Consider the following 24,802-nt stretch of genomic DNA (forward strand, 5'->3'; position numbering starts at 1 on the left):
ACGGTAGCGATGCGCCCGCCCTGGGGGGCGGGTCGGGCGCGTCGCGGCTTCGCCGCGGAGCCGAACGGCCTATGATTTGCACCAAACGGTTTCAGATCGCCTCCTCCACAATTATTAGAGGAACCTTCTGTTCCCCCGCTCCTGCAATCATTCCTGGTCTGAGTTCAAGTTCAATCCACTGCCAACTCGGTTGCTCACGGCCTTTGAATACAAACTCCTGCAAAAACTCATCGAACAAGGGCATCAGTGCCTTTGATGCTCTCAAAATCCATGAGACCCAGTCCGCAAAAGCTGGCAAGCGCTCCCCCTTCGGCCTGCTGCCGACCGTTCGGTTGAAACATCCAGCGAAAACCACTTCTTCACCAAAAGGAAAGTACGAATTTGCGTCTCGTTCGTCGAAGTAAAAACTTGTGGATGCTGCCGTAGAAACATGCCCTAAGTGCTTTTTCTTGATGTGGCTAACATTAAGGTGGTTGGTAGTTTCATGTCTAAAATTCCTGACGATGGACTTCAGGGCAACACCCCCGCCTTCAAGCAATTTTTCTTTTGCCTTCGTCAGAAAGTCCTTCAGAGCTACATCTTCGATTTTGACGTCTAATTCATCCGACAGTTCAAAGATTTTTGCTGACCAGATGCGAAGAACCAAATTCTGCTGAATAGAAATGGCTGAATCAACATCCTCGTTCCCAGTCGTCCTGAATTTACAACTATCGTACATCCGCCATAAAGCGTTAACCTCGCTGATAGCGAAGCTCAAAGCCGCCAAGACTGCAATCGTTTCCTCGGGGAGGTTCTGAATACTACTCTTGGGTATATCCAATTTCCGTACCCGGCGTACATTTTTCGTACTACTCACCCCTTCCCCTCCAGATACCGCCGTTTGGCCTCTTCCTGCCGCCCGAAGTCGCGCACCATATTCTCGATTGCCACCTCATCCGACTTGTCGGCATAGCGGAACTCGCTGTCGGCGTAGCGGTTGATCTCCTGCACCACCATGTCGACCGTGATCGGCACCCGCAGCTCCGCAATCATCGCGGATTTGGTCTCGTAATCCTTGAACAGGAACAGCTCCGGGTTCTCCATCCATTCATCCGGCAGCTCGAAATCCATCGCCCGGACCTTGACCGCATCGGTGATGTTCTTGATCGCCCGCCCGGTGAAGCGTTCATCCGCGGCTTGGATCGCCTTCAGATAGGTGCCGAGCTTGGCCAGATCATCCAGCTCTCCGAGCTGATCCTGCACCCGGCCAAAGACCTCTGCCAGTCCCGGTTCCTGCGGGCGGTTGTAGGCCTCGAAGGACCGCGCGACCGCCTTCCTGATTTCCTGCGCACCGTACAGATCATGCTCCCCCAGCGGGATCGCATGGTTCTTGCCCATCAAGAGCGTCAGGATGTCGATGTAATCCTCCCGCGTCTGCGGCCCATCCACCAGGAACCGTGCGCCCGCCCGCTGGCGCAGCGCGTCGTCCACATTCTCCGGATAGTTGGAGAACATGCCAAAGGTGCAATTGCCCCGCACCACGGTATTGGCGCCGGCAAAGGCCTCCATGAACACCGCCGTTACCTCCTGCTGGCCTGCGCTGGACTGCCGGTCGCCGCGTTTTCCTGCGATCTGGTCAATGTCGTCGATGGTGCCAAAGCCGATGACGCCGGGGTCGATCACGTTCTGAATGAACGATTTGGCGTTCTGGCCCGATTTACCCTGATAGCTGTCGATATTGTCGATGCCGAAATTCTGATAGCGGAAGGCATAGCCTGCATTCTGGCAATAATCATGCATCAGCCCCGCCATCATCTGGATCAGGGTTGTCTTACCGGTGCCCGGCTTGCCATCGCCCATGAAGGTAAAGATGAATCCGCCCATCTCGGCAAACGGGTTCAATCGGCGGTCAAAGTCATAGGCCATCAGCATCTTCGACAGCCGTAGCGCCTGATATTTGGCGATATGGTTGCCGACCACCTCATGCGGCTTCTTGAACGCCATGGTCAGGGTGGTGGATTTCGCCTTGGCCGCGGCGTCAAAGCCGCTGATGGTCAGGTCATCCGCCTCAACCCTCCAGGCGGCGGACGTGAAGGCTTCCAGCCGGCTTGCATTCTGCGCCCGCAAAGCAGCCTTCTCCAGCAGCTGCTCGGCATAAGCTGCCGCAGCCGCAATCAGATGCGCATCATCAGTGCCATGCAGCGCCAGTTTCTGGTCCAGTTCCCACAGCGCCCCGTGCAGGGCAAGCGGCGCATTATCCGTTAGCAGTTCCTCCGCCTCGCCCACCTCAGCCTGCGCTTCGGACCCGTGCGGCGCCAGCAGAAACGCCACGGCATTGGCAAACACATGCGCCGATACCAGCGCCTCCGCCGCCAGCAGCTCGGTGAACTCACCTTTGCGGGCCGCGTCCAAGGACCCCGCCAGATTGGCCCGTTTCAGTTCACCCAGACCGGACACATCCGCATAAGCCTCCCCCATCGCCAATGAGATCGCCAGCGCCCGGCGCAAGGCATGCTGCAAGGTCGCCTGCAGCGGCGAGGTCAGCGGATCCTCCTCATCCGCAGCCTCGATGCGGGCAATCAGATGCACCCCTTCGGGCCGCGCGGTGGAGCGCGTCACCAGCCCCGGCGTGGTCGAGCGGAAGCGGCGCCGCGTGCCAATCCCTGCCGACCGCTCCGGCGCCTTGCCCTCTGCCTGCGGCTTGGCAATGCGCGGGGTGTGGTCAAACCCCTCCAGCAGCGCCGCCGCAGCGGCGTAATGCTTGCGGATATCTTCTTCCCGCAGCTCCATCTGATTGCCTGAAATGCTCATCTCACCCTCTCAATCCGCAGCGCGCAGCCTTAAATCCGGCCCGCTTTTCATCTTTCCCAAAATACTCCCGCCGGAGGCTCCTGCCCTCGCAATACGCGCAGGCGTTCAATACCGTAAAACTTGCCCCGCCTCGCTCACCACAAACTTCTGCACATCCCCAAACCCCGGCGGGTCCAGCTCTGCCAGCACCTGGAACGGACGCTGCGGCAGGATAATGGCCCGCTGGGTGCGTGTCGCCCCGGTATCCGCACCACGCCCGCCAAAGGGATCGAGCGCAAAAATCTCCCGCTCCACGGTGCCGAACCAGCCGGAGCGCTCTTCACGCACCTCTTCGCTTTCCAGCTCTTCCAGCGTCCAGGCCAGCGCCCAGTCCTGGCCCGCGGGCGCCTCTGCCTCCTCCAGCACTTGGTGCAACGGGCCTGACTGCTCGGTATAGGCCGAGGAATACATCGGCCCCACGTGATAGCGTCGCAGTTGCTTGGGATGCAGATCGTCGAAATCCTCGTCAAACCCCTTGGCAATGGTCACCAGCTTCAGGCCCGCCAGCGCCTGCGCCATCAGATGCGCCTGCACCTCGGGCCAGCGCCGCTCATCCTTGGGCAAGGCCACCTTGCCGCTGTCTTCCAGCTCCATCAGGTAGATCACCGGCAAGTTCACCTGGCTGTCATAGGCGGCCCAATGCAGCAGAAAGCGCCGGCGGCGCGGGCCAAGGTTTTCCAGCCATTCGCATTCCGGGTCGTTCTGGGTCCAGAACAGCTGCCCCTTCAGCAGCTCCTGATAATAGAGCCGCTGCGACAGGGCGAATTGCAGCTTTGACGGCACCGTGCGGTCAGCGATGACGGTGCGGACCATGTCGTCTTTGAGCTGCTCCTCGCTGGCCATATTGCCCAGATGCCGCTCTGCCTGCTGGGCGTCATTGGCCATAGTCATCAGTTCGGCCGCGACCGGAAAACCGCTGTCGCGCTTGTCCATCGCCAGGCTGCCAAAGAACCTGCCCGTGTCCCGCCCCGCCATCAGGTATTTCATCGAGAGCGCGCGGAAGGTGAAATTGAGCCGCATCAGGTAGCCGGTCAGCACCTTCACATCGGACTTGCTGAGCCGCCCCTCCGCCTGCATCGCCGCCGCCACCCGCGTGAGATGCCGGATGATGGTGTCGAACTTTTTGAAATACCGGCGCGAGGCGAAGGTATCGGCAAGGCCTGCGTGGTCCTTGGCGGGATCGGTCATACCTCGCCCCTTTCCGGACGTGCCGCTTGCGGCACTGACAGCGCCCGGCCGCCCTCTCCAAACCGCAGGTTTGCCTCCGGCAAAACGGCGGGCACTACGCCCCCATCCGCGGCCGGGAGCTGTCCCGTTTCATTTCTCAAATTCAATGGCGCCATCTTGCTCCGGCTTTCCCAAGTTCTTTCCGCAGCGCGGAAAAATCACCCAGCCCCCTCAAGGGGATTCTCACTTTGGGCTTTCTTCAAGCGCGACCGCAGATGAAGTGCTGTGCCGATCATACTGCCTACTCCCGCCGCAATGAGTATGGCTTTGGAAAGGGAGGTAAATACACCAAGCACCATCAAAAGCAGAGCGAGGCAGCAGAAGTCCAACCACCAGTCACGCCAGCTCTTCGGGTTTTGCAACAAAGGAAAACGCAACCGTCTCACCCCCCATACAGGTTCTTGTCGTGCTTCTCGACAATCGCGGCGAACCGGCGGGCAAAGCGTTCATCAGCCTTGGCCTTCTTCTCCAGCACGTCGCGGGCGAACACCATGTTGTCCTCGTGGCTTTCCAGCATGTCGGCCATCTTCTGGTTGGTCGCGGTGCCGATTGCCGCCATTGCGGTCTGGGCTTCCTTGTCGGTCTGCACGCCGATCTCGTTGATCCGGTGCGCCACGTCCTGCTGTTGTGCGGTCTTCAACGATTTGGTCAGCGCGTCATACAGCACCACCCGCTGCGCCGTGTCCGTCTGCAGCTTGTTGATCAGCACCATCTGCGTTGCCGCCTGGTTCTGCAAGCTGTCGACCCAGGTCTTGCCCTTCTCGATGTAGCGCTCCAGCGTCTGGGACTTGGCAAGCTTGACCTGCTCCTCCTGCACCATCGCATTGTATTTGGCATTCAGATCGGCCAGCTCGGTCTCCAGCTTGGTGCGGGCGGCGGCGTCCTGCTCGACCGATATCTTGTTCTCCAGCGCGATGATCTGCGGGTCCAGCGCCACGATCCCGGCCCGTACGGCTTCCAGCTCCTGCACCGTGAATTCGCGGTCGTCCAGGGTGGCCGTCAGGTTCGCCTGGACCTTTTCGCGCTGCTCTTCCAGCGTCGCCAGCTGTCCCTCCAGCAGCTTCACGATCACATCGGATTTGGCAATCAGATCCTGCAGCTTGTCATCAATATTGGCGGTGCGCATCCGCTCCTGGCGCATCGAATCCGATTTGCCGCTGCTGAAGAAGCCGACAAAGCTCTCCCAGCCGGTCTTGCCCCGCATCTCGTCAAAATCTTTCGAGAACGCCGCCGTCACATCGTCCAGCCCCATAATCAGTTCGGCGATATTGGCGTTCATCACGTCGGTGTGGGCGTGCACATCCTCCAGCGTCGCGTTCTCGATGTCGATGCTGGCATCCTCGCCCGCCTCGATCTTGTTGCGCGCGGTCTCAATGCGCGAGGTCAGCGCCCCGATCTTGGCCTGGGACTCCCGGACCTTTTCCTGGCTCTCCGCCACCATCTTCTCAAATTGGGAAACACTCATAGTATCCGTTCCTTCCCCTCAAATTCATGATCCGGATATAGGCATGTAAAAAGCATTTACATCCCCTGAGGCGGTGCAATTCCGCCTGGTTCAAACGCACTGTTGCAGAGAGGCCGCACAAAGAAAAGCCCCGGAGAACACTCCGGGGCCGCTTCGCTGAATTGCGCCGTTTCACATGGTTTGCTGCTTGCCCAGAACCAGAAAAGTCATCATCCCGAAGGGCGGAATGCTTTCTTGCTGCTTGATGCTCAACCGGTCCTCCTGCAGCACCGTCTCCAGCGCAAAATCCGAATGCCAGCCGATCACATTGGCCAGCGGCGCCGAGAGTTTCTCCAGCGACGCCCGCACCCCCTTGCCGCTTTTGAAGTGGTTGGTGATCACCACCTCGCCGCCGGGTTTCAGGACGCGCGTTATCTCGCGCATCACTTGTTCAGGATCCGGCACCACCGAAAGCACATGCATCGCTGCCACCGTGTCAAAGGAATTGTCCGGAAAGTCCAAGCACCGCGCATCCATCTGGCGCAGCTGCTTGACCTGGTTCAGGCCCAGCTCCTGCACCTTTCTTTGCGCCTTCTTCAGCATGTCATGGCTGAAATCAATGCCAGTCACCTGCAGATGCGGTGCGTAATGCTTCAGCGACAGCCCGGTGCCGACGCCAACCTCCAGCACGCTGCCCTGACGGGTGTTGATATAGCGGGCCGCACGGCGGCGGCCCGAGCGCGTCACCGCGCCAAAGGTCTTGTCGTAGACCGGCGCCCAGCGCGCGTAAGATTCTTCAACTGCCTTGATATCCAATTCGTCCCTCCCCGGACGTCACGGGCTAGTCCTTTGGCTTTGAAACCAGCCCCCAAATCACCATCACTACGTAGCCAAGGCATAGCACAACCAGCACCGTCCATGCATAGGTCAGTAATGCCGCAGCCATGAAGGCAAAGCCAACGAGCAGATACTTAACATTCTCGCGGGAGATTTTAACCGCCTTTGGCGACCAGGTCTGAATGTGGCTGATCATTGCCAATCCGATCACCACCATATGCAGGCAGATCAGCAGCTCCGGCAGCAGCACCTTGCCGTCAAAGGCAAAGGCGACAAACATCGGCAGCAATGCCAGCAGTGCGCCGGCGGGCGACGGGATGCCGTCGAAATAGCCGCTGCGCCCCTTTGGCGCCTCCTCGGATTTGGTGCTGACATTGAACCGCGCCAGCCGCACCACGCAGCAAACAGAAAACACGAGAACCGAAATCCACCCGGCGCCGCGCACGTCCTGCAAGGCCCAGAAATAGATCACCAGCGGTGTCGCGACGCCGAAGTTCAGAAAATCCGCCAGCGAGTCCAGCTCGGCGCCCATCTTGCTTTCGCTGTGCAGGGCGCGGGCAAGCCGCCCGTCAAGACCGTCCAGAATCGCCGCCAGGATGATCATCATCACCGCCAGGGTGTAATTTCCGAACACCGCAAAGCGGATCGCCGTCAAGCCAGCGCAGATGGCGCCAATGGTCATCATGTTCGGCATCAGCTGGATCAGCGCAAATTCCGATTTCTTCTTTTCCGGGGCGTCATACATGGCGGTGGCTCTTTCTTCCTCGCGGGGCGCACGTGCGTGCACCGTCTGCAAGAGGGTAACATATAGGCTGGCGATGCAGTGGCGGAACATATGCCCCAAGACCCGCCCCGGCGCAACGTCCGTGCCAAAAGGCCATTTGCCCGGAGACCAAGCTACATTCTTTTCATTCAGGCGCCCCGCGTCTGCCGGGCCCACTATATGCGGCGTTAGCCTGACGCGCTGCCATCCGGCTAAGGTCCAGTCTTCTCCAGCAAGTGAATGCTCCTGTATCCCAGCTGCACTTGGCCTTTGGCCTTCAAGCCGTTCAGATGAAGGCCCACAGCTTCTTTGGTCACGCCCAAGATGGCAGCCAGTTCCTCCTGGCTGATTTGCAGCTTTCGCGAGTTCTGCCAAATGGAAATCTGTTGCAGCGTGGTTTTCAGTCTTTGTTCCAGCGAGAGAAAAACCGTATTCTCGTAACTCTTATAAAAATGACCAGCAAGCCCGGCCAGGACAGCTGCAATCGCCTGCCATAAGCTTGGATCTGCCTGACCTATTTCCTCGATGTCCTTCCAACCGACCACCTGCAACCGGGTCTCCGTTACTGCATAGGCCGCATTCGGCCTCTGACCGGACCCAAGGCACCCGATGAAACCAAACCAGTCCCCTGCATCAAGGTCGCGGACGATCAGCTGTTTGCCGCCCTCGTGTGTCGCCCCGAACCGTACCGTTCCAGTTTCAATAAAGTACAGCTCCTGCGCAGGATCAGCGATTTCGTGAACCAAGCCGTCTTTGGGGATGCACCTCCCCCGTGCCTTGCCATGCACCGCCTGCCTGGTTTCGTCAGAGCAATGGTCAAGCCAATTCCGGAAGTTCACATTTTTCATCGGGAAAACAACCCAGATTGTCTTTTCATTCCGGCTTTACACGTAGTGTCCGCAGCATCTGCTACAAGGGATTCAAATAGATGAAAATGGTACTCTTCGGCGCGGCTGCGGCCGGTTTACTCGCAGCTTCTACCGCCGCAGCGGTTGAAATTCCGAACCGCCCGGCTCTGACAACCGAAATTGCCGAAGCAATCGCCAAAGAAGCGCTTGCAGATTGCCGCGCAAAAGAGACATCGGTATCGGTATCGGTCGTGAATGACCAAGGACGGCTGCTCTATTTTTTCCGGGGTGAAGGCACTGGTGCAAACACCATTCATACCAGCTTCCGGAAGGCCTACACATCCGCGTCCCTGAAAATTCCTACTTCAGTTCTCAATATGGCGCCGCAGGCGGACGGTTTCAGCCAGTTGGGGAAAATGGAAGACGACATCCTGCTGCTCACCGGAGGCCTGCCGCTGTTCCACGAGGGCAGTTTGATCGGCGCGATCGGTCTTTCGGGTGCGCCGGACCCGAACATTGAAGAGGCCTGCGGTGAAGCCGCAATCGCAAAAGTTCTGGACAGCAAAGACGGCTGACAGGCCGCTTTAAATCCCTCACTCAACCAGACTGGCTCTCCTCGCCGGTGCACAGGGGGGGCACACATGCACCCCCTGCTTTTTTCGCATTCTGCCCGCCTCAGCCGACGACGTTGAACTCCGGCCCATAGGGGTATTTGGTGATGTTCTCGTTGCCGTCCTCATGGATGATCAGGATGTCGTGCTCGCGGTAGCCGCCGGCCCCCGGCTGGCCGTCGGCGATTGTCAGCATCGGCTCCATTGAGATCACCATGCCCGGCTCCAGCACCGTATCGATGTCCTCGCGCAGCTCCAGCCCGGCCTCGCGGCCATAGTAGTGGGACAGCACGCCAAAGGAGTGGCCATAGCCGAAGGTGCGGTACTGCAACAGATCCTGCTCTTCAAAGAAGGCGTTGATCTGATGGGTGATTTCCGCACAGCTTGCACCCGGCTTCAGCAGCGAGATGCCCAGTTCATGGGCCGCCACATTGGCCTCCCAGATGCGCAGGCTCTCGGCGTCCACTTCCTTGACGAACATGGTCCGCTCCAGCGCGGTGTAATAGCCCGAGATCATCGGGAAGGTGTTCAGCGACAGGATATCGCCGCGCTGCAGGGTACGCCCCGTCACCGGGTTGTGGGCGCCGTCGGTATTGATGCCGGACTGGAACCAGACCCAGCTGTCACGGTATTCGGCATCCGGAAACCGCTTGGCAATCTCCAGCTCCATCGCGTCCCGGCCGGCCATCGCCACATCAATCTCGCGCGCGCCTTCCTTGACTGCGTCACGGATTGCAAAGCCGCCGACGTCTGCCACCGCGGCACCGGCACGGATCATGTCCAGTTCGGCGGCGGATTTACCCATCCGCTGAACCATGGTGGGGTGGTACAGATCAACCAGGCTGGACGGCTCCAGGAAGCTCTCCAGCTTGGCCTTCTGCATCAAGGTCAGGTGATCGCTTTCAAAACCGACAACCGCGCCCGCGCCGCTGACCGACTTGATTGCACGCCAGAAGTTGTCGCGCTGCCAATCGGTATAGGTGATGTTGTCGCAGAACGACCGGCGCCAGGGCTGGCCCGCGTCGATGCCGGCCGAAATGGTCACCGCCTCGGAGGCTGTCACCACCATGCCATAAGGGCGGCCAAAGGCGCAGTAGGTGAAGCCCGAATAATACGAGATGTTGTGCATCGAGGTGAAGACTGCGGCAGTCACGCCGGTCTCAGCCATGATCTTGCGCAGGCCGGCAATGCGTGCCTCGTATTCCGAGACGGCAAATTGCAGCGGTGCTTTTTCACCATTGTGAAAACGGTACATTTCAGGACGTGAAGTCATATCAGACCCTTCCTTCTTACAAGAAAGGTCCCGGCGTTCAGGACGGTTTTGGAATGCTGGGGGCGGCATGTATTCCATGCGGCGACGCCATCGCCTGGCCCTTGCGCAGAAGATGCGGCGGAAACGGGATTCTGGCAAGTGAAATCTTGCCTGCCGCCTGCCGCATCCTTGCCTGGCCTACTTGTCCGGCCAGCCGGCCGGACAAGAGGTCTCAATTCACGATCAGCATCACCAGATCGCTTTCCGGGTCCGCCAGCGGCTCGATCACATTGAAATGATGCTTGCCAAAGGCGATAACGTGATCAGCCTCCCAGGCCTCCACCAGCCAGACCGCCTGATCCAGAAACGCCGGGCGTTCCTCGCCGCCGACCCAGACCGTCACGTCTGCGGGGTAGCGGTCCTGCATGTCCACCGGGCTTTCGGCAATCGCAGCCGCGGAATCCATCTGGAACTTCTGGTTCATCGTGGTGCGCAGCAAGGGGCGTAAATCCGACAACGGCGAAATCGGAATCACCGTCTTGATCCGCGCACCCACATCTGCCGGCAGCAGCGCGCGGTCCAGCATCCGCGCCACCAGATGGCCGCCCGCCGAATGGCCCGCCAGCGCAATCGGCCCCGCAACCTCTTCCGCAATCCGGGTCACCGCCGCAGCAATCTGCCGGGTGATATCCGCAATCCGCACCTCGGGGCACAGATCATACGACGGCATCGCAACCGCCCAGCCATGCGCCATCGCACCACGGGCCAGATGCGACCAAGTGCTTTTGTCGAAGGCCAGCCAATACCCGCCATGGACAAAGACAAAGACCCCCTTGGGCGTTCCTTCCGGCAGGAACAGGTCGAACCGCTGCCGCGCGCCCTCGCCATAGGGGAGGTCCAGCCGGGCGCGCTCATGCAGGCTGTTGCGGAAATCCTCAGCCGAGGCCGCCCAGCGCGGCGGGTAGCTGTCCGCATTTTCGATATATGCCCCGTTGGCATAGGCATCATCCAATTCCATGCCCGATCTCCCCTGTTTTTATTCTTTGCGGCTACCTGACAGTCTGACACAGGACATGTCAAATTGCCCGTCTGAAAAACTCCAGCTGCACCGCGCGGCGGCGGATTTGATCAAATTCTGGACTCATCGATGATTCTGGACTTATTTAAGCACAGCTGATTTGCATTCCAGCGACAAAACATCCGGGAGGCCCGCAATGCTCGACGCAACCACAGACCTGAAATCCCTGCTCAAAGATCCCAGCCTGCTGGAAACCCGCGGCTATATCGGCGGTCAATTCGCTGAAGGCGAAAGCACCTTTGACGTGAAAAATCCTGCCCGCGGCGACGTGATTGCGCAGATGGCCGATATCAGCCGCGCCCAGGTGGCAGGCGCCATCGCCCAGGCCGAAGCCGCGCAAAAAGACTGGGCCAAATGGACCGGCAAGGAACGCGCCAACTGCTTGCGCAAGTGGTACGACCTGATGATGGAAAACCAGGAAGACCTGGCGGTGATCCTGACCGCCGAGATGGGCAAGCCGCTGGCGGAATCCCGCGGCGAGATCGCCTATGGCGCGTCATTCATTGAGTTTTTCGCGGAAGAGGCCAAGCGGATCTACGGCGAGACCATTCCCGGCCATCAGCGCGACAAACGGATCACCGTGCTGAAGCAGCCGATCGGTGTGGCCGCCTCGATCACGCCGTGGAACTTCCCCAATGCGATGATCACCCGCAAGGCAGGTCCGGCGCTGGCCGCAGGCTGTGCCTTTGTCGCCCGCCCCGCCGCCGAAACCCCGCTGTCGGCCACCGTTCTGGCGGTGCTGGCGGATCGCGCAGGCATTCCGGCGGGCGTGTTCAACGTCGTGCCGTCGTCGCGCGCCTCGGAGATCGGCAAGGAGTTCTGCGAGAACGACGCCGTGCGCAAGCTGACCTTCACCGGCTCGACTGAGGTTGGCCGCATCCTGATGCGCCAGGCAGCGGACACCGTGATGAAATGCTCGATGGAGCTGGGCGGCAATGCCCCGTTCATCGTGTTTGACGACGCAGATCTGGACGCCGCAGTCGAAGGCGCCATCATGTGCAAGTTCCGCAACAACGGCCAGACCTGCGTCTGCGCCAACCGGATCTATGTGCAGGCCGGCGTTTACGATGCTTTTGCGGAGAAGCTGAAAGCCGCGGTCGAGAAGATGAACGTCGGCGACGGCCTTAACGACGGCATCCATTTCGGCCCGCTGATAAACAAGGAAGCGGTTGAGAAGGTGCAGGAGCATATTGCCGACGCCACCGCCAAAGGCGGCGAAGTGATCCTGGGCGGCAACCCGTCGGAACTGGGCGGCAGCTTCTTTCAGCCGACCATCGTCAAGGGCGCAACCCGAGACATGGCATTTGCCACGGATGAAACCTTTGGCCCGCTCGCTCCGCTGTTCAAGTTTGAGGACGAGGACGAGGTGATCGCGATGGCCAATGACACGATCTTTGGCCTGGCATCCTATTTCTATGCCAAGGATCTCAGCCGCGTGTACAAGGTCGCCGAGGCGCTGGAATACGGGATTGTGGGTGTGAACACCGGCATCATTTCCACCGAGGTGGCCCCGTTCGGCGGCGTAAAGCAATCGGGCCTGGGCCGCGAAGGCAGCCACCACGGCATCGAGGATTACCTGGAGATGAAATACATCTGCATGGCAGTCTGACCCGGCTGGCGGTCAGCACCAGGGCAGTATCGTGTCAGTGCCGGGTCAGCGTCCCGGCCACCTGACTGATGGCGCTGGCCCAGGCGGTTTCCGTCTTTGTGTCCAGCGCCGGGCCTAAAACATCGCGCAAAGCGGCAATCAGCGCCCGCTTTGCCGCCTCGCTCTCCCGCGCGCCAAGCTGCAGATGCGCATGCGCCTGAAGCAGCTGCGCGCCCAGGTCTTCCAATGTGCGCGGATCGTCCAGATTGCGCACGCAGGCGGCAATCATCGCTGTCAGCATTGCCTTCTGCTTCACAAAATTTCCACGGAACATGCCGCGTGCTTCTGGCAGGCGGGTGAACAGATGCACATAAAAACGTTCAGCCAGATCCGCCTTGCGAGCAAAGATCCCGGCAAAGCTTTGCTGAACATGCTGGATTTCCTGAGGGTTCATCAATCCGCCTTTGCGCTGCGGCACCAATCACTCTGCCTCCGATCCTGCCTCCCAATACCTAAAGAAACATTTACGCCCGCAACCATAACCCGCAGCTGTCCCCGCGGGGACAACCCGGTGAAACGAAAAAACCCCCTGGCAGAACCAGGGGGCTGAAGCACTCGAACCTTGATCGCGGGATCAGTTGACCGCCGTGGCCTCGATCTCGGCGCGGTTCGGGCGGGAGGAGGAGATTTCGATCCGGCGCGGTTTCAGCGCCTCGGGCACTTCGCGGTGCAGATCGATATGCAGCATACCGTTTTCATGGCTGGCACCGGTCACGCGGACGTGGTCGGCCAAGGTGAAACGGCGCTCAAAGGCGCGGGTGGCGATGCCCCGGTGCAGGAAGGAGCGGTCATCGCCGTCCTCGGCCTTTTTGGCGGTCACCACCAACGCGTTTTCCTTAACCTCGACATTCAGATCGTCTTCGGCAAAACCGGCAACCGCGATCGAAATGCGATAGCTGTCGGCGTCGGTCTTTTCGATATTATAGGGCGGGTAGCTGGACTGGGCGGCATCCGCGCTAAGGGCGCGGTCCATCAGGCTGGCGATCTGGTCGAAACCGATGGTGGCGCGGTGCAGCGGTGCAAAATCAAACGTACGCATAGTGTCATCCTCATTCATGAGCGATTTCAGGGCGCCTTCCCCGCAGGGACAGGCTGGTCTTTTCCGGGCCCCAATCAGCGGCGGCCCGGATAGACCTGAGATAGGAACGCAAAATGCGGCTTCAAGAGGCGGATCAGTCGCCCACGGTCACAAACTTCGCGCCGCCCGCCGACGCGCCGCCGCCTACCCGGACGCGTTTAATCCGCCGGTCGGGCGCGGCCACCGGATTGCGGCGCAGCTGCGCCTTCAGTTCCGCCACCCGCTGCGGCAGTTTCATGCCGAACGCCACCTGCTTGCCGCGGTATTTGCCACCGCCCGAGATCAGCGCCAAAATCCGCCCGCGCCCGCCTACTTGCGAAAACACCGGCGCCCCGGAAGAGCCGAAAGTGACATTGCAGTCGATCATCAGCACGTCACCGCTTTCCCCCATCAGGTTGCACTGGCGTTGCCGCGACAGCGCCTCGGCGCGGCCCTGCCCATAAGATGTGACAGAGATATCGCTGCCGTATTCGCGACCGGAATGCAGTGCAAAAGCATCTGCCTGACCGCTGAGCACCGGCGCAGTCAACCGGATCAGCGCCACGTCGTGACGGATGTTATTCAAATCAAGCCGTCCCCGCGGGTTGAACCCCGGATGCGCGGCGATCTGCAGCCCCCGGCGTTCGGCTATGGCAGTCCCGTCGCGCAAACCCGCGCGGAAAGTGATCTGCTCAGCCGCGCGCAAATTCCTGTTGCGGTCATAGACACAATGCGCTGCGGTCAGCACCAGTTCCGGTGCAATCAGCGTGCCGGTGCAAAAGCCCTGGCCGTTCAGCTCAAGCCGCCCGACAGCCTCCCAGCCCAGCAGGTCATCGCGGTCAGTCAGCCGCCGCAGACCGGCGCCCTGGGCCGTTGCCTGCCCAGCGTACGCCAGGGTGGCAACAGCCAGCATCAGTGCCCGCCAATTCATTGGCTGATGAACTTCGCACCGGAGGAGCTGCGCCCCTCCCCCACCTTCACCCGGCCAACACCAGGCGGCAGGCGGCCACGGGTATTCACACCCGTCAGCTGCGCCTGCAGCAGGGTCAGTTCCTCGGCCAGGGCAGAACCAAGCGAGACCCGCTCGCCGCTGACCTCGGCCTTGGCGGAGATCACCGAGACAATCCGCGGGGTGCCGTCCTCAAAGGAGAATACCGGCGCGCCGGAGGAGCCGAAATCGACATCGCAGGACATCACCAGCACCCCTTGCTGGCGTGCCATCACCGCGCAGACCTCTTGCAGCGACGGTGCCTCGGACCGGTCATGCGCATAAGAAACCACACCGATGCTGGCCCCCTTGCGCGGGCGCTCGTCGGTTTCAAAGGGTGTCACGGTGGTGTTGCGGATCGGGCGCTGCAATTGCAGCAGGGCAATGTCGTTGCGGACCCGGTCGGTCGACAGTTCGCCGTCATAGACATAGGAGGGATGTTCAACCGCCCGCCGCACGCTGCGGTAAGCCGAGGCGCGCCCGTTGCGCCAGCCGGCCAGGAATTCGATGGTGGCAGGGTCGATGCGCGCCTTGGTCTGGCTGTCATAAAGGCAATGGGCGGCGGTCAGCACCAGATCCGGCGCAATCAGCGCGCCGGTGCAAAACCCCTCGCCGTTCACATCAAGACGCCCGACCGCTTCCCATTTGCGGCCCGCATCCATTGTGTCCATCCGCTGCAAAAGGCTGTCCTGCGCCATCGCCGCCGCCGGCAGCACGGCTGCCAGAACCGCCAGAATCCATTGCCTCACATGTCTCTCCTCTTATCCACCGGTTGGGAGATTACGGGTCCGTTCAGGCAAAATTAGGGCAAATGCGCAGTTTATGCAGCCCGATTCCTTTTACGCGCTTTAACGCAGGACCGGCGCCCCCGGCGCGCGTTTGCCCGGCGCCGTCAGCGCGGGCGGCTGCGGCCCGCCAGTTGCCCAGTCCAGCAGCTCCACCGTGTGCACAATAGGCAGTTCTGTGCCGGAACCGATCTGCATCATGCAGCCGATATTGCCTGCGGCGATCAGATCGGGCTGCTTGGCTTCCAGCGTCTTGACCTTGCGCGCCTTCAGTTCGGTGGAAATCTCCGGCTGCATCAGGTTGTAGGTGCCGGCCGATCCGCAGCACAGATGGCTGTCTGCGGGTTCCACCACCGTGAACCCTGCACGCCTCAAGAGCGTCTTGGGGTGTGTCTTGATCTGCTGGCCATGCTGCAGCGAACAGGCGGCGTGGTAGGCGACGGTCAGCCCCTTATCCGCACCCTCAGGGAACTCCAGCTGCATCAGCAGTTCAGAGATATCCATGGTGCGTTCCGACACCCGCGCAGCATCCGCGGCCAGCGGATCATTGCGGAACATATGGCCGTAATCCTTGACCGTGGTGCCGCAGCCCGAGGTGTTGATGACGATGGCGTCCAGCCCATGGCCGTCCATCTCCGCACCCCAGGCGCGGATGTTCTTTGCAGCCGTGGCGTGGCTTTCGTCCTCGCGCCCCATGTGATGGGTCAGCGCGCCGCAGCAGCCCGCGCCTTTGGCCACCACCACCTCGCAACCCAGCCGGGTCAGCAGCCGGATGGTGGCGTCGTTGATATCGGTGTTCAGCGCCTTTTGCGCGCAGCCGGTCATCAGCGCCACCCGTTTCTTGCGGACTGCAGCAGCGGCAAAGCTTTGCGGATCGTCGTTGCGGCTGACCGGCGGGATGTGCCCCGGCGCCATATCCAGCACCGCCCTGAGCCGCGCGTCCGGCATCAGCCCCTTCAAAGGTTTCGCCAGTTTCGCGCCAGACAGCGCCAGGCGGAACCGCCCCGGATAAGGCAGGATCCGGGCCAGCAGCCAGCGCAGGGCGCGGTCGCTCCACGGGCGGTCATAATGCTTTTCGATATAGGCGCGGGCGTGATCCACCAGATGCATGTAATGCACACCCGAGGGGCAGGTGGTCATGCAGGCCAGGCATGACAGGCAACGGTCGATGTGCTTGACCGTCTTTTCGTCCGGCACCCGTGCGTTCTCCAGCATATCCTTGATCAGGTAAATGCGGCCGCGCGGGCTGTCGAGCTCATCACCCAGCACCTGGTATGTCGGGCAGGTCGCCGTGCAAAAGCCGCAATGCACACAAGAGCGCAGGATCTCGTTGGCGCGCCGGGTGCCCGGGTCCTGCAGCTGCGCATCGGTAAAGGTGGTCTGCATGTGCTTATCCCATCAGTCCAGGGTTGAGGAGTCCCTTCGGGTCGAACCGGCGCCGCAGCCCCTCGGAGATTGCCGCGAGGGGGCCGGGCTGCGGCTGGAACACGCCAAGCCGCTTGCGGGTGTCCGCGCCGGCCCGCACCAGCGTGGCATGGCCCGGCACGCCGATACGCGCGCGCAGATCGGTGCCCGCAGGCACCAATGCCCAGATCAGCCCGCCGCCCCAGTCGAACTGCAGCGCCTCGGCCTGCAGCCGCGGCGCCAGCGCAACGGCATCGGAGGGTTTCACCGAAATCCGCCAAACATCGCCTGCCCGCCCGTGAAAGCCCGCGCCATCGCGGATGCCTTGCCACAGGCCGGCGTCCTCGCTTTCGATCTGCGGACTGCCAAAGCCACCCAATTCCGATACCAGCTTGCGGCACCGGTAGGCCGCTGTGTCCGCAAACCCCTCGACCCGGACAAAAGCTGTTTGCTTCTCCGGATCATAGGCCGCGCCGGTCACGTCATAGGGGGACCCCAAAGCCGCGGACATCGCCGCCACCGCGGCAGCCAGATCAGCACCCTCAATGGCAACTGTTGCCGACGCCTCGGCGCGCGGCAGCACCTTCATCGACACCTCGCTCAGCACTCCCAGGGTGCCATGGGCGCCGCACATCAGTTTCACCAGATCATAGCCGGTGACATTCTTCATCACCCGGCCGCCGTTCTTCACCGCTTGGCCGGAACCATCCACAAAGCGCACTCCCAGCAAGTGGTCCCGCGCCGCCCCCGCCTGGATGCGGCGGGGACCGGAGACGCCTGCGGCAATCACCCCGCCAATGGTCGGCTCGCCCTCGGTGCCCAGCAGCCCGCGATGATCCATCGGCTCAAACGCCAGCTGCTGATTTTCCGCGGTCAGCAGTGCCTCGACCTCAGCCACCGGCGTGCCCGCCCGGACCACAAGCGTCAGCGCGCCGGGCTCATAAAGCTCCACGCCGGACAGGCCTCTGGTACTCAGCCTTTCGCCGTCAATGGCCAGCCCGCGGGTGCCGCCGCCCTGGACGCACAGCGGTCCGCTTGCTCCTGCTAGCATTTCGGCCAGTTCGGCCTCGCTCTGAGGTGTCAGCATCTTCATCTTTCCAAAAAATACTCTGGGGTTTGGGGCAAAGCCCCAATCATTCAGCCGCCCATGCCGCCGCCCGGCGGCCCTCGCTCACCGATAGCGGAAACACCTTGGCCGGATTGAGCAGCCACTTCGGGTCGAACACATCCTTGACCTTCAACTGCGCCTCAAGGTCCGCCGCCGTGTACTGATGCAGCATCAGATCGCGTTTTTCGATCCCGACCCCGTGCTCACCGGTCAAACAGCCGCCGGCCTCGACACAGAGCTTCAGGATCTCTGCCCCGAAAGCCTCGCAGGTTTCCAGATCGCCGGGCTTGTTGGCATCAAACAGGATCAGCGGGTGCATGTTGCCGTCCCCGGCATGGAACACATTCGCCACATCCAATCCGAACTCCCGGCTCATCTCAGCAATGCGACGCAGCACAAACGGCAGCGAGGACACCGGGATAGTGCCATCGAGACACATGTAGTCGTTGATCTGCCCCATCGCGCCAAAGGCCGATTTGCGGCCCAGCCAGATCCGGCCGGCCTCTTCCGCATCGCCGGCCTCGCGCAGCTCTACCGGATTGTGGGACCGGGCGATTTCAATTATCAGCCCCAGCTGGTGATCAATTTCCTCGGGACTGCCCTCGACCTCGACGATCAGCAGCGCTTCGCACATCGGGTAACCGGCCTTGGCAAAGGCCTCGCAGGCCTCGATACAGGGGCGGTCCATGAATTCGATCGCCACCGGCAAGACACCCGCCTTGATGATGTCCGAGACACAGGCACCGGCCACCTCATTGCTGTCATAGCCGATCAGCACCGGCCGCGCGCCTTCGGGCTTGCGCAGGATCCGCAGGGTGGCCTCTGTCACCACGCCCAGCTGGCCTTCGCTGCCGCAAATCACACCCAGGAGATCCAGCCCGCCTGCATCCAGATGCGCTCCGCCGATCTCCACCACGGTGCCGTCCATCATCACCATGGTGACGCCCAGCAGGTTGTTCGTCGTCACGCCATACTTAAGGCAATGCGCCCCGCCCGAGTTCATTGCGATATTACCGGCAATGGCACAGGCCAGCTGCGAGGACGGGTCGGGCGCATAGAAGAAGTCCTCCTCCTCCACCGCGCCGGAAACACTCAGGTTGGTGCGCCCGGTCTGAACCCGGATGATGCGGTTGCCGTAATCGGTTTCCAGAACCCCGTTCATCCGCGCCACGCCAAGGATGACGCAATCCGCCGTCGGCAGCGCCCCGCCCGCCAGCGACGTGCCAGCACCGCGCGGGACCACCGGCACGCCTTCCGCGTGGCAGATCCGCAGAATGTCCGAGACCTCCTGCGTGCTCCGCGGCAGCACCGCCAGCAGCGGCGGGCATTTATAGGCCGTCAGCGCGTCGCATTCATAAACGCGTGTCTCTGCCGCGTCCTGGATCACCGCATCATCAGGCAGCACAGCCAGCAACCGCTCGGCAAGCCGCGCCTTGCGGGCCAGAATGGCGGGGTTCGGGGATGGCATCTCCATGGCGCTCTCCTATTTGGTAAACTAATATTACCAATTACACCACCTGGCAAGAGACGGATTGCCGCGCCAGGATCAGCCCCCTAGTGTCGGGCCATGATCTGGACCACCCGCCTTGCGCAATTCTCCCTGTTCGACCTTGCCGCTCTCGCCCTGCTGATTGCAGGCTGGCTGTGGATCGGCTGGCGGATCGAGAACCCGCCTGCGGGACGGCCCTCGGTGTCCTGGCTGATGGCGGATTTCCGGCGCGACTGGATGAAACAGATGGTCGAACGCGATCCGCGGATCTTTGATGCGCAGCTGGCGGGCAACCTGCGCCAGGCCACGGCCTTCTTTGCCTCTGCCGCGATGATAGCGATTGGCGGCGGGCTGGCCCTGATCGGCAATACCGAGCAGCTGGCCGGAGTGGCCGAAGACCTGATCCAGGACAGCGCCCCGGCCTTTGTCTGGGAGGTTAAGATCCTGGTGGTGCTGCTGTTTCTATCAAATGCGTTTTTGAAATTTGTCTGGTCGCACCGGCTGTTCGGCTATTGCGCGGTGCTGATGGCCGCAGTGCCGAATGACCGCAAGGATCCGCTTGCCTACCCCCGCGCCGCGCAGGCCGCCGAAATCAGCATCACCGCCGCGCGCAGCTTCAACCGCGGCATGCGGGCGACGTATTTTGCGCTGGCTGCCGTGGCCTGGCTGGCGGGCGCGCTGCCGCTGGCAGGCGCCGCGGTGATCACCTTTGCGGTGCTGTACCGGCGGGAATTTGCCTCGCACTCCCGCACAATCCTGCTGCGCATCCCGCCAATCAGCAAAGGGGACACAGTTTCGTGACTGCACCTCTTCCGGGTGCGCGGCTAAGGTAGCGCCATGAAACAGACCCTTGCCGTCTTCGTACTCTGCTCCATCGCGATTCCTGCCCTTGCGGAAGAGCCGGTGATCGAAAATGCAACCGCCCGTCAATCCGGCGGCGGCTGGACGGTCAGCGTCACTCTTTCCCACCCCGATACCGGCTGGGATCACTATGCCGACGGCTGGCGGGTGCTGGACATGGCGGGCAAGGAGCTGGGCCTGCGCGTGCTGGCGCATCCGCATGAACACGAACAGCCTTTTACCCGGTCTCTCAGCGGTGTGCAGATCCCGGATCGCACTACCCAAGTTCAAATTCAGGCCCGCTGCCTGGTGGACGGGTGGAGCCAGGACACATACGCCCTCACCCTGCCCTGATCTTCAACTTTCTGAAAATACTCGCGCCGCAGGCGCATTCAGACCCTATGGTACGGGCTGCCCGCCAGAATGGTTGCGGCGCGGTAGATCTGTTCGGCCAGCATCACCCGCACCAGCATATGCGGCCAGACCATCTTGCCAAAGGAGATCGAGAAATCGGCCTCGGCCCGCAAGCCGGGATCAATCCCGTCTGCCCCGCCGATAATCAGCGCCAGGTCCTGACGGCCACTGTCGCGCCAGCCTGCCAGCCTGTCCGCAAAATCCGGGGAGGAGATCACCTTGCCGCGCTCGTCCAGGGTGCAGATCACCGCGCCCTTGGGCAGGGCCTTGCGCAGCAATGCTGCCTCAGCCGCCATGCCGCCATTCTTCTTGTCCTCAATCTCAACCACCCGAGCAGGCCCCAGGCCCAGCGCGCGGCCGGTCCGGTCGAACCGGGCAATATAGTCGTCGATGAGGGATTTTTCAGGGCCAGCCCGCAACCGGCCGGCCGCACAGATATGCAGTCGCATGAAATTCCAAAAGCAATCCGGCCCGCACCCAGGCGCGGGCCTGCATCAAATCAGCCTTGGATCAGCCCTCGGCAGCCGGGGTTGACGGGGCTGCCGCAGTGCCTGTGGGCATCCACATCTTCTCGAGCTGATAAAACTCGCGCACTTCCGGGCGGAAGATATGGACAATCACATCACCGGTGTCGATCAGCACCCAGTCGCCGGTATCCTTGCCTTCGACCTTGCAGCCAAGCTGGTATTCCTGTTTGAGCCGGTCGGTCAGCTTTTCAGCCATGGCGGCAACCTGGCGGGTGGAACGGCCCGAGGCCAGCACCATGTAATCGCCGATCGCCGTCTTGCCGCGCAGGTCGATCTGCACCACATCTTCGGCTTTGTCATCGCTGAGTGAGGAGAGAATCCGCTCCAGCAGCTGTTCGCTGGTGGGCTGGGACTGGGAAGCCATCACGGCTGCCCCATTGACAGCGGCATCCGCCGCTTGAGGTACGGGTGACAGGACAGAGTCCTCCTTGCAACGCGCCGCCAAGCCCCGGCGCCGGGCCTATTAATAATGTAGCAACCAGATGGTGAATTTTCAATGAAACCCCGCTCCGGCGATGCAAGCCCTGTGCTTTATCCCTCATTTCCGGCAGGTGCAACCCTGACCGGCAGCGGGTCGTTCAGCATCCGCACTTCCCGCTGCGGGAAGGGGATCGAGATATCTTCGGCCTGGAACGCATCCCACAGCGCCAGATAGACATTGCCGCGGATATTGGTGAGGCCGCCAGTGGGATCGTCGATCCAGATTCTGAGAACATAATCAACGCTGCTGTCGCCAAAACCGGTGATATGGCAGACCGGCTTTTTGCCGCCTGCGCTCAGCACTCTGTTCACTCCCAAGGCCGCCTGTATTGCGATCTTGCGCACCTTGTGCGGGTCGTCGCCGTAACCGGTGCCGAACGTCAGATCCAGCCGCACGAATTTATCGGAATGCGACCAGTTCACCACCTGCGAGGTGATCAGGTCCTCATTAGGAATCAGGTATTCCCGGCCATCGCGGGTCACGACCGAGACATAGCGCGCACCCAGCGCGTTGATCCAGCCGAAGGTGTCTCCGAGACTGATCACATCGCCCGGCTTGATCGACTTGTCCAACAGGATGATGAGACCCGACACCAGATTCGACACCACTTTTTGCAGGCCGAAACCAAGACCCACACCAATGGCGCCGGACAGCACTGCCAGCCCGGTCAGGTCGATGCCGATGGCCTTAAGGCCAATGAAGAACGCACCGCCGAACAGCAGGATCTGCGCCATCTTGGCGCCCAGCACCTGCATTGACGGGGAGATATCGGCGTTGCCGCGGATACGGTTGGCCGCCACCGATGAAATCACCCGCGCCAGCGTCAGCATGACGCCAAGAATGACCGCCGCCTGAACCACCAGATAGAGCGAGATCCTAAGGTCGCCGAATTCGATGGCGACGCCGTCCAGCAGATGAATTGCCTCTTGGGTGATGCCCAGAATACGCAGGGTGATCCAGGTCCAGGCGCCGTATTTCACCAGGTTCCGCAGCAAGGGATTGCCGACCAGTCTGGTCGCAAATGAGACAATCAGCCAGGCCAGCGACAGGTTGCCGATCAGCTCCAGCAGCCGCGAGCGGCTGGGCCAGGTCGCCTCCTGCATGATCAGCACCACCAGCCAGATCAGCAGCACAAACAGGATGCCGCGGATCCGTTTGTGCAGCACCAGCCCCACCCGCATCCGCCAGCGCGGCCAGCCCTCGCGCCCGCGCAGCCAGTCATGGAACGCGCTGCCCAACGGCTTGGCGATCAGGGCAGCCAGAACGTACACCGCCAGCGCTATGCCAACCTGATAGGCGTTCCAGGGCCTTAGCAGAAGCTCGCCGCCCTGCATCAGCAAGTCCCAGATCTGCTGCCCGAATTCCAGCGCGTCGGCGGTGCTTTCCGCGATTGCATCCTTTGGCAGGGTCTGCTCTTCCGGCTCCATCACGCCCCCTTTTTCCCGCCAGTGTGCCGCTCCTGAATGCTTTGATCAAGAACAGACAAGGGCGGCGCCCGGCCGTGGGCAGACGGCACGGCGGTTTGATGTATCTGCCGCCTGCATCACCCCGGCGTTAGAACGAATCTTGATTGCCGGCCCTTGCGGATGTATCTGACAGCCATGACCCTCGTATTGGCGCAAAAGATAGAACTGCAAGACCGCGCACGGCTGCGCGAACGGTTCTATGGCGCCGCCCGCACGGTCCTGGCGCGCCTATAAGGCCGTTGCCCAGCCCAAAGCCAGCATACCCAAATACATACGGGAGTGGACCCATGTCCCCCAAAACACTCTATGACAAAATCTGGGATGCGCATGTTGCGCATGAAGCCGAGGATGGCACCAGCCTGCTTTATATCGACCGCCACCTGGTCCACGAAGTGACCAGCCCGCAGGCGTTCGAAGGCCTGCGCATGGCCGGCCGCGGCGTGCATGCCCCGGATAAAACCATCGCGGTGCCGGACCACAACGTGCCGACCACGCTCGACCGTGCCAAAGGCATCGAGAACGAGGAAAGCCGCATCCAGGTTGAGGCGCTCGACAAGAACGCCCGCGAATTCGGCGTGCATTACTACCCGGTAGATGACGTCCGCCAGGGCATTGTGCATATCGTTGGCCCGGAACAGGGCTGGACCCTGCCCGGCATGACCGTGGTCTGCGGTGACAGCCACACTGCTACTCACGGCGCCTTTGGCGCGCTGGCGCATGGCATCGGCACCTCCGAGGTGGAGCATGTGCTGGCCACCCAGACGCTGATCCAGAAAAAGTCCAAGAACATGAAGGTGGAGATCACCGGCAAGCTGAAGCCGGGCGTGACCGCCAAGGACATCACCCTTGCCGTGATCGGCGAGACCGGCACCGCCGGCGGCACCGGCTATGTGATTGAGTATTGCGGCGAAGCAATCCGGGATCTGTCGATGGAGGGCCGCATGACGGTCTGCAACATGGCGATCGAAGGCGGCGCCCGTGCCGGCCTGATCGCCCCGGACCAGACCACCTATGATTATGTTAAAGGCCGCCCGCACGCCCCCAAAGGCGCCCAGTGGGAAGCTGCGCTGACCTGGTGGAAGACCCTGTTCACCGATGAAGGCGCCCATTTCGACAAGGTTGTCACCCTGAAGGGCGAAGACATCCAGCCGGTTGTGACCTGGGGCACCAGCCCTGAGGACGTGCTGCCGATCACCGGTGTGGTGCCCGCACCTGAGGATTTCACCGGCGGCAAGGTTGAGGCGGCCCGCCGTTCGATTGAATACATGGGGCTGACCCCCGGTCAGAAACTGACCGACATCGAGATCGACACCGTGTTCATCGGTTCCTGCACCAACGGCCGCATCGAAGACCTGCGCGCCGTGGCCGAAGTGGTGAAGGGCAAGAAGATCAAGGACGGCATGCGCGCCATGATCGTTCCCGGATCCGGCCTGGTGCGTGCCCAGGCCGAAGAAGAAGGCCTGGCCGGGATCTTTGAGGCTGCCGGTTTCGAGTGGCGTCTTGCGGGTTGCTCCATGTGCCTGGCGATGAACCCTGACCAGCTGTCCGAGGGCGAGCGCTGCGCCGCAACCTCGAACCGGAACTTCGAGGGCCGTCAGGGTTACAAGGGCCGCACCCATCTGGTGTCGCCAGCCATGGCAGCCGCCGCTGCACTGACCGGCAAGCTGACCGATGTGCGTGAGCTGATCTGAGCCTAAGGGGGCACC

At 61.6% G+C, this 24,802-nt stretch carries 24 protein-coding genes; 5 read left to right on the forward strand and 19 right to left on the reverse strand.

The features are described from left to right. Positions 1 to 91: 91 nt before the first annotated feature. The 7 genes from ETW24_RS16890 to ETW24_RS16920 form a co-directional block, all read right to left on the reverse strand. Positions 92 to 856: a hypothetical protein gene (locus ETW24_RS16890; RefSeq protein ID WP_205877292.1), complete on the reverse strand. Its 765-nt coding sequence runs from the start codon at positions 854 to 856 to the stop codon at positions 92 to 94. Then, positions 853 to 2,790, reverse strand: a complete 1,938-nt coding sequence (locus tag ETW24_RS16895) for an AAA family ATPase (protein ID WP_129372134.1) — start codon at positions 2,788 to 2,790, stop codon at positions 853 to 855. Before ETW24_RS16895 ends, ETW24_RS16890 begins: the two co-directional genes overlap by 4 nt. 105 nt (positions 2,791 to 2,895) lie before the next feature. Further along, positions 2,896 to 4,017, reverse strand: a complete 1,122-nt coding sequence (locus tag ETW24_RS16900) for a hypothetical protein (protein ID WP_129372135.1) — start codon at positions 4,015 to 4,017, stop codon at positions 2,896 to 2,898. A gap of 421 nt (positions 4,018 to 4,438) precedes the next feature. Continuing rightward, positions 4,439 to 5,521 (reverse strand): hypothetical protein, encoded by a 1,083-nt coding sequence (locus tag ETW24_RS16905; RefSeq protein WP_129372136.1) that lies wholly within the window; start codon positions 5,519 to 5,521, stop codon positions 4,439 to 4,441. 171 nt (positions 5,522 to 5,692) lie between these two features. After that, positions 5,693 to 6,316 (reverse strand): class I SAM-dependent methyltransferase, encoded by a 624-nt coding sequence (locus ETW24_RS16910; RefSeq protein WP_129372137.1) that lies wholly within the window; start codon positions 6,314 to 6,316, stop codon positions 5,693 to 5,695. A gap of 25 nt (positions 6,317 to 6,341) precedes the next feature. After that, complete coding sequence (locus ETW24_RS16915) at positions 6,342 to 7,082, reverse strand: CDP-alcohol phosphatidyltransferase family protein (protein WP_129372138.1); 741 nt, start codon at positions 7,080 to 7,082, stop codon at positions 6,342 to 6,344. Positions 7,083 to 7,312: 230 nt separating this feature from the next. Continuing rightward, positions 7,313 to 7,948, reverse strand: coding sequence for a Crp/Fnr family transcriptional regulator (locus ETW24_RS16920; RefSeq protein WP_129372139.1), 636 nt, complete (start codon positions 7,946 to 7,948; stop codon positions 7,313 to 7,315). Positions 7,949 to 8,034: 86 nt separating this feature from the next. On the opposite strand from ETW24_RS16920, the gene ETW24_RS16925 reads away from it, so the two are divergent. Next, positions 8,035 to 8,523, forward strand: a complete 489-nt coding sequence (locus ETW24_RS16925; RefSeq protein WP_237456027.1) for a GlcG/HbpS family heme-binding protein — start codon at positions 8,035 to 8,037, stop codon at positions 8,521 to 8,523. A gap of 100 nt (positions 8,524 to 8,623) precedes the next feature. Here ETW24_RS16925 and ETW24_RS16930 read toward each other — a convergent pair whose 3' ends face one another. Both ETW24_RS16930 and ETW24_RS16935 read right to left on the reverse strand, forming a co-directional pair. Then, positions 8,624 to 9,832 carry an aminopeptidase P family protein gene (locus ETW24_RS16930; RefSeq protein ID WP_129372141.1) on the reverse strand — a complete coding sequence of 403 codons (1,209 nt, stop codon included), beginning with the start codon at positions 9,830 to 9,832 and terminating at the stop codon, positions 8,624 to 8,626. A 211-nt stretch (positions 9,833 to 10,043) separates the two neighbouring features. Then, positions 10,044 to 10,829, reverse strand: a complete 786-nt coding sequence (locus ETW24_RS16935) for an alpha/beta hydrolase (RefSeq protein ID WP_129372142.1) — start codon at positions 10,827 to 10,829, stop codon at positions 10,044 to 10,046. A 196-nt stretch (positions 10,830 to 11,025) separates the two neighbouring features. Between ETW24_RS16935 and ETW24_RS16940 the strand changes: the two genes are divergently transcribed. Then, entirely contained in the window at positions 11,026 to 12,498 is a 1,473-nt protein-coding gene (locus tag ETW24_RS16940) for an NAD-dependent succinate-semialdehyde dehydrogenase (protein WP_129372143.1), read from the forward strand. A 34-nt stretch (positions 12,499 to 12,532) separates the two neighbouring features. Here ETW24_RS16940 and ETW24_RS16945 read toward each other — a convergent pair whose 3' ends face one another. From ETW24_RS16945 to ETW24_RS16975, 7 genes are all read right to left on the reverse strand, one after another. Further along, complete coding sequence (locus ETW24_RS16945; protein WP_129372144.1) at positions 12,533 to 12,931, reverse strand: globin domain-containing protein; 399 nt, start codon at positions 12,929 to 12,931, stop codon at positions 12,533 to 12,535. A gap of 180 nt (positions 12,932 to 13,111) precedes the next feature. Continuing rightward, a complete protein-coding gene (locus ETW24_RS16950) occupies positions 13,112 to 13,576 on the reverse strand; it encodes an Hsp20 family protein (RefSeq protein ID WP_129372145.1) in 465 nt (154 codons plus the stop codon). 133 nt (positions 13,577 to 13,709) lie between these two features. Then, positions 13,710 to 14,507 carry a trypsin-like serine peptidase gene (locus ETW24_RS16955; protein ID WP_441328123.1) on the reverse strand — a complete coding sequence of 266 codons (798 nt, stop codon included), beginning with the start codon at positions 14,505 to 14,507 and terminating at the stop codon, positions 13,710 to 13,712. A gap of 14 nt (positions 14,508 to 14,521) precedes the next feature. Beyond that, the gene (locus tag ETW24_RS16960; RefSeq protein ID WP_254695758.1) at positions 14,522 to 15,280 is read right to left on the reverse strand and encodes a trypsin-like serine peptidase; all 759 of its coding nucleotides are present in this window, start codon (positions 15,278 to 15,280) and stop codon (positions 14,522 to 14,524) included. A 150-nt stretch (positions 15,281 to 15,430) separates the two neighbouring features. Further along, positions 15,431 to 16,753 (reverse strand): glycolate oxidase subunit GlcF, encoded by a 1,323-nt coding sequence (gene glcF, locus ETW24_RS16965; RefSeq protein ID WP_129372148.1) that lies wholly within the window; start codon positions 16,751 to 16,753, stop codon positions 15,431 to 15,433. A gap of 4 nt (positions 16,754 to 16,757) precedes the next feature. After that, positions 16,758 to 17,864, reverse strand: coding sequence for an FAD-binding protein (locus tag ETW24_RS16970; RefSeq protein WP_129372149.1), 1,107 nt, complete (start codon positions 17,862 to 17,864; stop codon positions 16,758 to 16,760). Between the two features lie 40 nt (positions 17,865 to 17,904). Continuing rightward, positions 17,905 to 19,353 (reverse strand): FAD-linked oxidase C-terminal domain-containing protein, encoded by a 1,449-nt coding sequence (locus ETW24_RS16975; RefSeq protein ID WP_129372150.1) that lies wholly within the window; start codon positions 19,351 to 19,353, stop codon positions 17,905 to 17,907. Positions 19,354 to 19,446: 93 nt separating this feature from the next. On the opposite strand from ETW24_RS16975, the gene ETW24_RS16980 reads away from it, so the two are divergent. Together ETW24_RS16980 and ETW24_RS16985 are read left to right on the forward strand one after the other, a co-directional pair. Beyond that, complete coding sequence (locus ETW24_RS16980; protein ID WP_129372151.1) at positions 19,447 to 20,169, forward strand: DUF599 domain-containing protein; 723 nt, start codon at positions 19,447 to 19,449, stop codon at positions 20,167 to 20,169. 36 nt (positions 20,170 to 20,205) lie between these two features. Then, entirely contained in the window at positions 20,206 to 20,562 is a 357-nt protein-coding gene (locus ETW24_RS16985; protein ID WP_129372152.1) for a hypothetical protein, read from the forward strand. A 38-nt stretch (positions 20,563 to 20,600) separates the two neighbouring features. Here ETW24_RS16985 and rlmH read toward each other — a convergent pair whose 3' ends face one another. The 3 genes from rlmH to ETW24_RS17000 form a co-directional block, all read right to left on the reverse strand. After that, entirely contained in the window at positions 20,601 to 21,071 is a 471-nt protein-coding gene (gene rlmH, locus ETW24_RS16990; protein WP_129372153.1) for a 23S rRNA (pseudouridine(1915)-N(3))-methyltransferase RlmH, read from the reverse strand. A gap of 61 nt (positions 21,072 to 21,132) precedes the next feature. Beyond that, a complete protein-coding gene (rsfS, locus tag ETW24_RS16995; RefSeq protein ID WP_129372154.1) occupies positions 21,133 to 21,513 on the reverse strand; it encodes a ribosome silencing factor in 381 nt (126 codons plus the stop codon). Positions 21,514 to 21,680: 167 nt separating this feature from the next. Next, on the reverse strand, positions 21,681 to 23,057 hold the full coding sequence (locus ETW24_RS17000) for a mechanosensitive ion channel family protein (protein WP_129372155.1): 1,377 nt from the start codon (positions 23,055 to 23,057) through the stop codon (positions 21,681 to 21,683). 326 nt (positions 23,058 to 23,383) lie between these two features. Here ETW24_RS17000 and leuC point away from each other — a divergent pair, with 326 nt between their 5' ends. After that, on the forward strand, positions 23,384 to 24,787 hold the full coding sequence (gene leuC, locus ETW24_RS17010) for a 3-isopropylmalate dehydratase large subunit (protein WP_129372156.1): 1,404 nt from the start codon (positions 23,384 to 23,386) through the stop codon (positions 24,785 to 24,787). Positions 24,788 to 24,802: the final 15 nt, after the last annotated feature.

Origin of the sequence: Leisingera sp. NJS204, assembly GCF_004123675.1 — a bacterium.
GTDB lineage: Bacteria > Pseudomonadota > Alphaproteobacteria > Rhodobacterales > Rhodobacteraceae > Leisingera.

Excerpts from the sequence above, each read along its gene's own strand:
- ETW24_RS16895 (WP_129372134.1), bottom strand. The coding sequence starts at position 2,790 with ATGAGCATTTCAGGCAATCAGATGGAGCTGCGGGAAGAAGATATCCGC.
- ETW24_RS16900 (WP_129372135.1), bottom strand. The coding sequence starts at position 4,017 with ATGACCGATCCCGCCAAGGACCACGCAGGCCTTGCCGATACCTTCGCC.
- ETW24_RS16905 (WP_129372136.1), bottom strand. The coding sequence starts at position 5,521 with ATGAGTGTTTCCCAATTTGAGAAGATGGTGGCGGAGAGCCAGGAAAAG.
- ETW24_RS16915 (WP_129372138.1), bottom strand. The coding sequence starts at position 7,082 with ATGTATGACGCCCCGGAAAAGAAGAAATCGGAATTTGCGCTGATCCAG.
- ETW24_RS16920 (WP_129372139.1), bottom strand. The coding sequence starts at position 7,948 with ATGAAAAATGTGAACTTCCGGAATTGGCTTGACCATTGCTCTGACGAA.
- ETW24_RS16925 (WP_237456027.1), top strand. The coding sequence starts at position 8,035 with ATGGTACTCTTCGGCGCGGCTGCGGCCGGTTTACTCGCAGCTTCTACC.
- ETW24_RS16930 (WP_129372141.1), bottom strand. The coding sequence starts at position 9,832 with ATGACTTCACGTCCTGAAATGTACCGTTTTCACAATGGTGAAAAAGCA.
- ETW24_RS16935 (WP_129372142.1), bottom strand. The coding sequence starts at position 10,829 with ATGGAATTGGATGATGCCTATGCCAACGGGGCATATATCGAAAATGCG.
- ETW24_RS16940 (WP_129372143.1), top strand. The coding sequence starts at position 11,026 with ATGCTCGACGCAACCACAGACCTGAAATCCCTGCTCAAAGATCCCAGC.
- ETW24_RS16945 (WP_129372144.1), bottom strand. The coding sequence starts at position 12,931 with ATGAACCCTCAGGAAATCCAGCATGTTCAGCAAAGCTTTGCCGGGATC.
- ETW24_RS16950 (WP_129372145.1), bottom strand. The coding sequence starts at position 13,576 with ATGCGTACGTTTGATTTTGCACCGCTGCACCGCGCCACCATCGGTTTC.
- ETW24_RS16955 (WP_441328123.1), bottom strand. The coding sequence starts at position 14,507 with ATGCTGGCTGTTGCCACCCTGGCGTACGCTGGGCAGGCAACGGCCCAG.
- ETW24_RS16960 (WP_254695758.1), bottom strand. The coding sequence starts at position 15,280 with ATGGCGCAGGACAGCCTTTTGCAGCGGATGGACACAATGGATGCGGGC.
- glcF (WP_129372148.1), bottom strand. The coding sequence starts at position 16,753 with ATGCAGACCACCTTTACCGATGCGCAGCTGCAGGACCCGGGCACCCGG.
- ETW24_RS16970 (WP_129372149.1), bottom strand. The coding sequence starts at position 17,864 with ATGAAGATGCTGACACCTCAGAGCGAGGCCGAACTGGCCGAAATGCTA.
- ETW24_RS16975 (WP_129372150.1), bottom strand. The coding sequence starts at position 19,353 with ATGGAGATGCCATCCCCGAACCCCGCCATTCTGGCCCGCAAGGCGCGG.
- ETW24_RS16980 (WP_129372151.1), top strand. The coding sequence starts at position 19,447 with ATGATCTGGACCACCCGCCTTGCGCAATTCTCCCTGTTCGACCTTGCC.
- ETW24_RS16985 (WP_129372152.1), top strand. The coding sequence starts at position 20,206 with ATGAAACAGACCCTTGCCGTCTTCGTACTCTGCTCCATCGCGATTCCT.
- rlmH (WP_129372153.1), bottom strand. The coding sequence starts at position 21,071 with ATGCGACTGCATATCTGTGCGGCCGGCCGGTTGCGGGCTGGCCCTGAA.
- rsfS (WP_129372154.1), bottom strand. The coding sequence starts at position 21,513 with ATGGCTTCCCAGTCCCAGCCCACCAGCGAACAGCTGCTGGAGCGGATT.
- ETW24_RS17000 (WP_129372155.1), bottom strand. The coding sequence starts at position 23,057 with ATGGAGCCGGAAGAGCAGACCCTGCCAAAGGATGCAATCGCGGAAAGC.
- leuC (WP_129372156.1), top strand. The coding sequence starts at position 23,384 with ATGTCCCCCAAAACACTCTATGACAAAATCTGGGATGCGCATGTTGCG.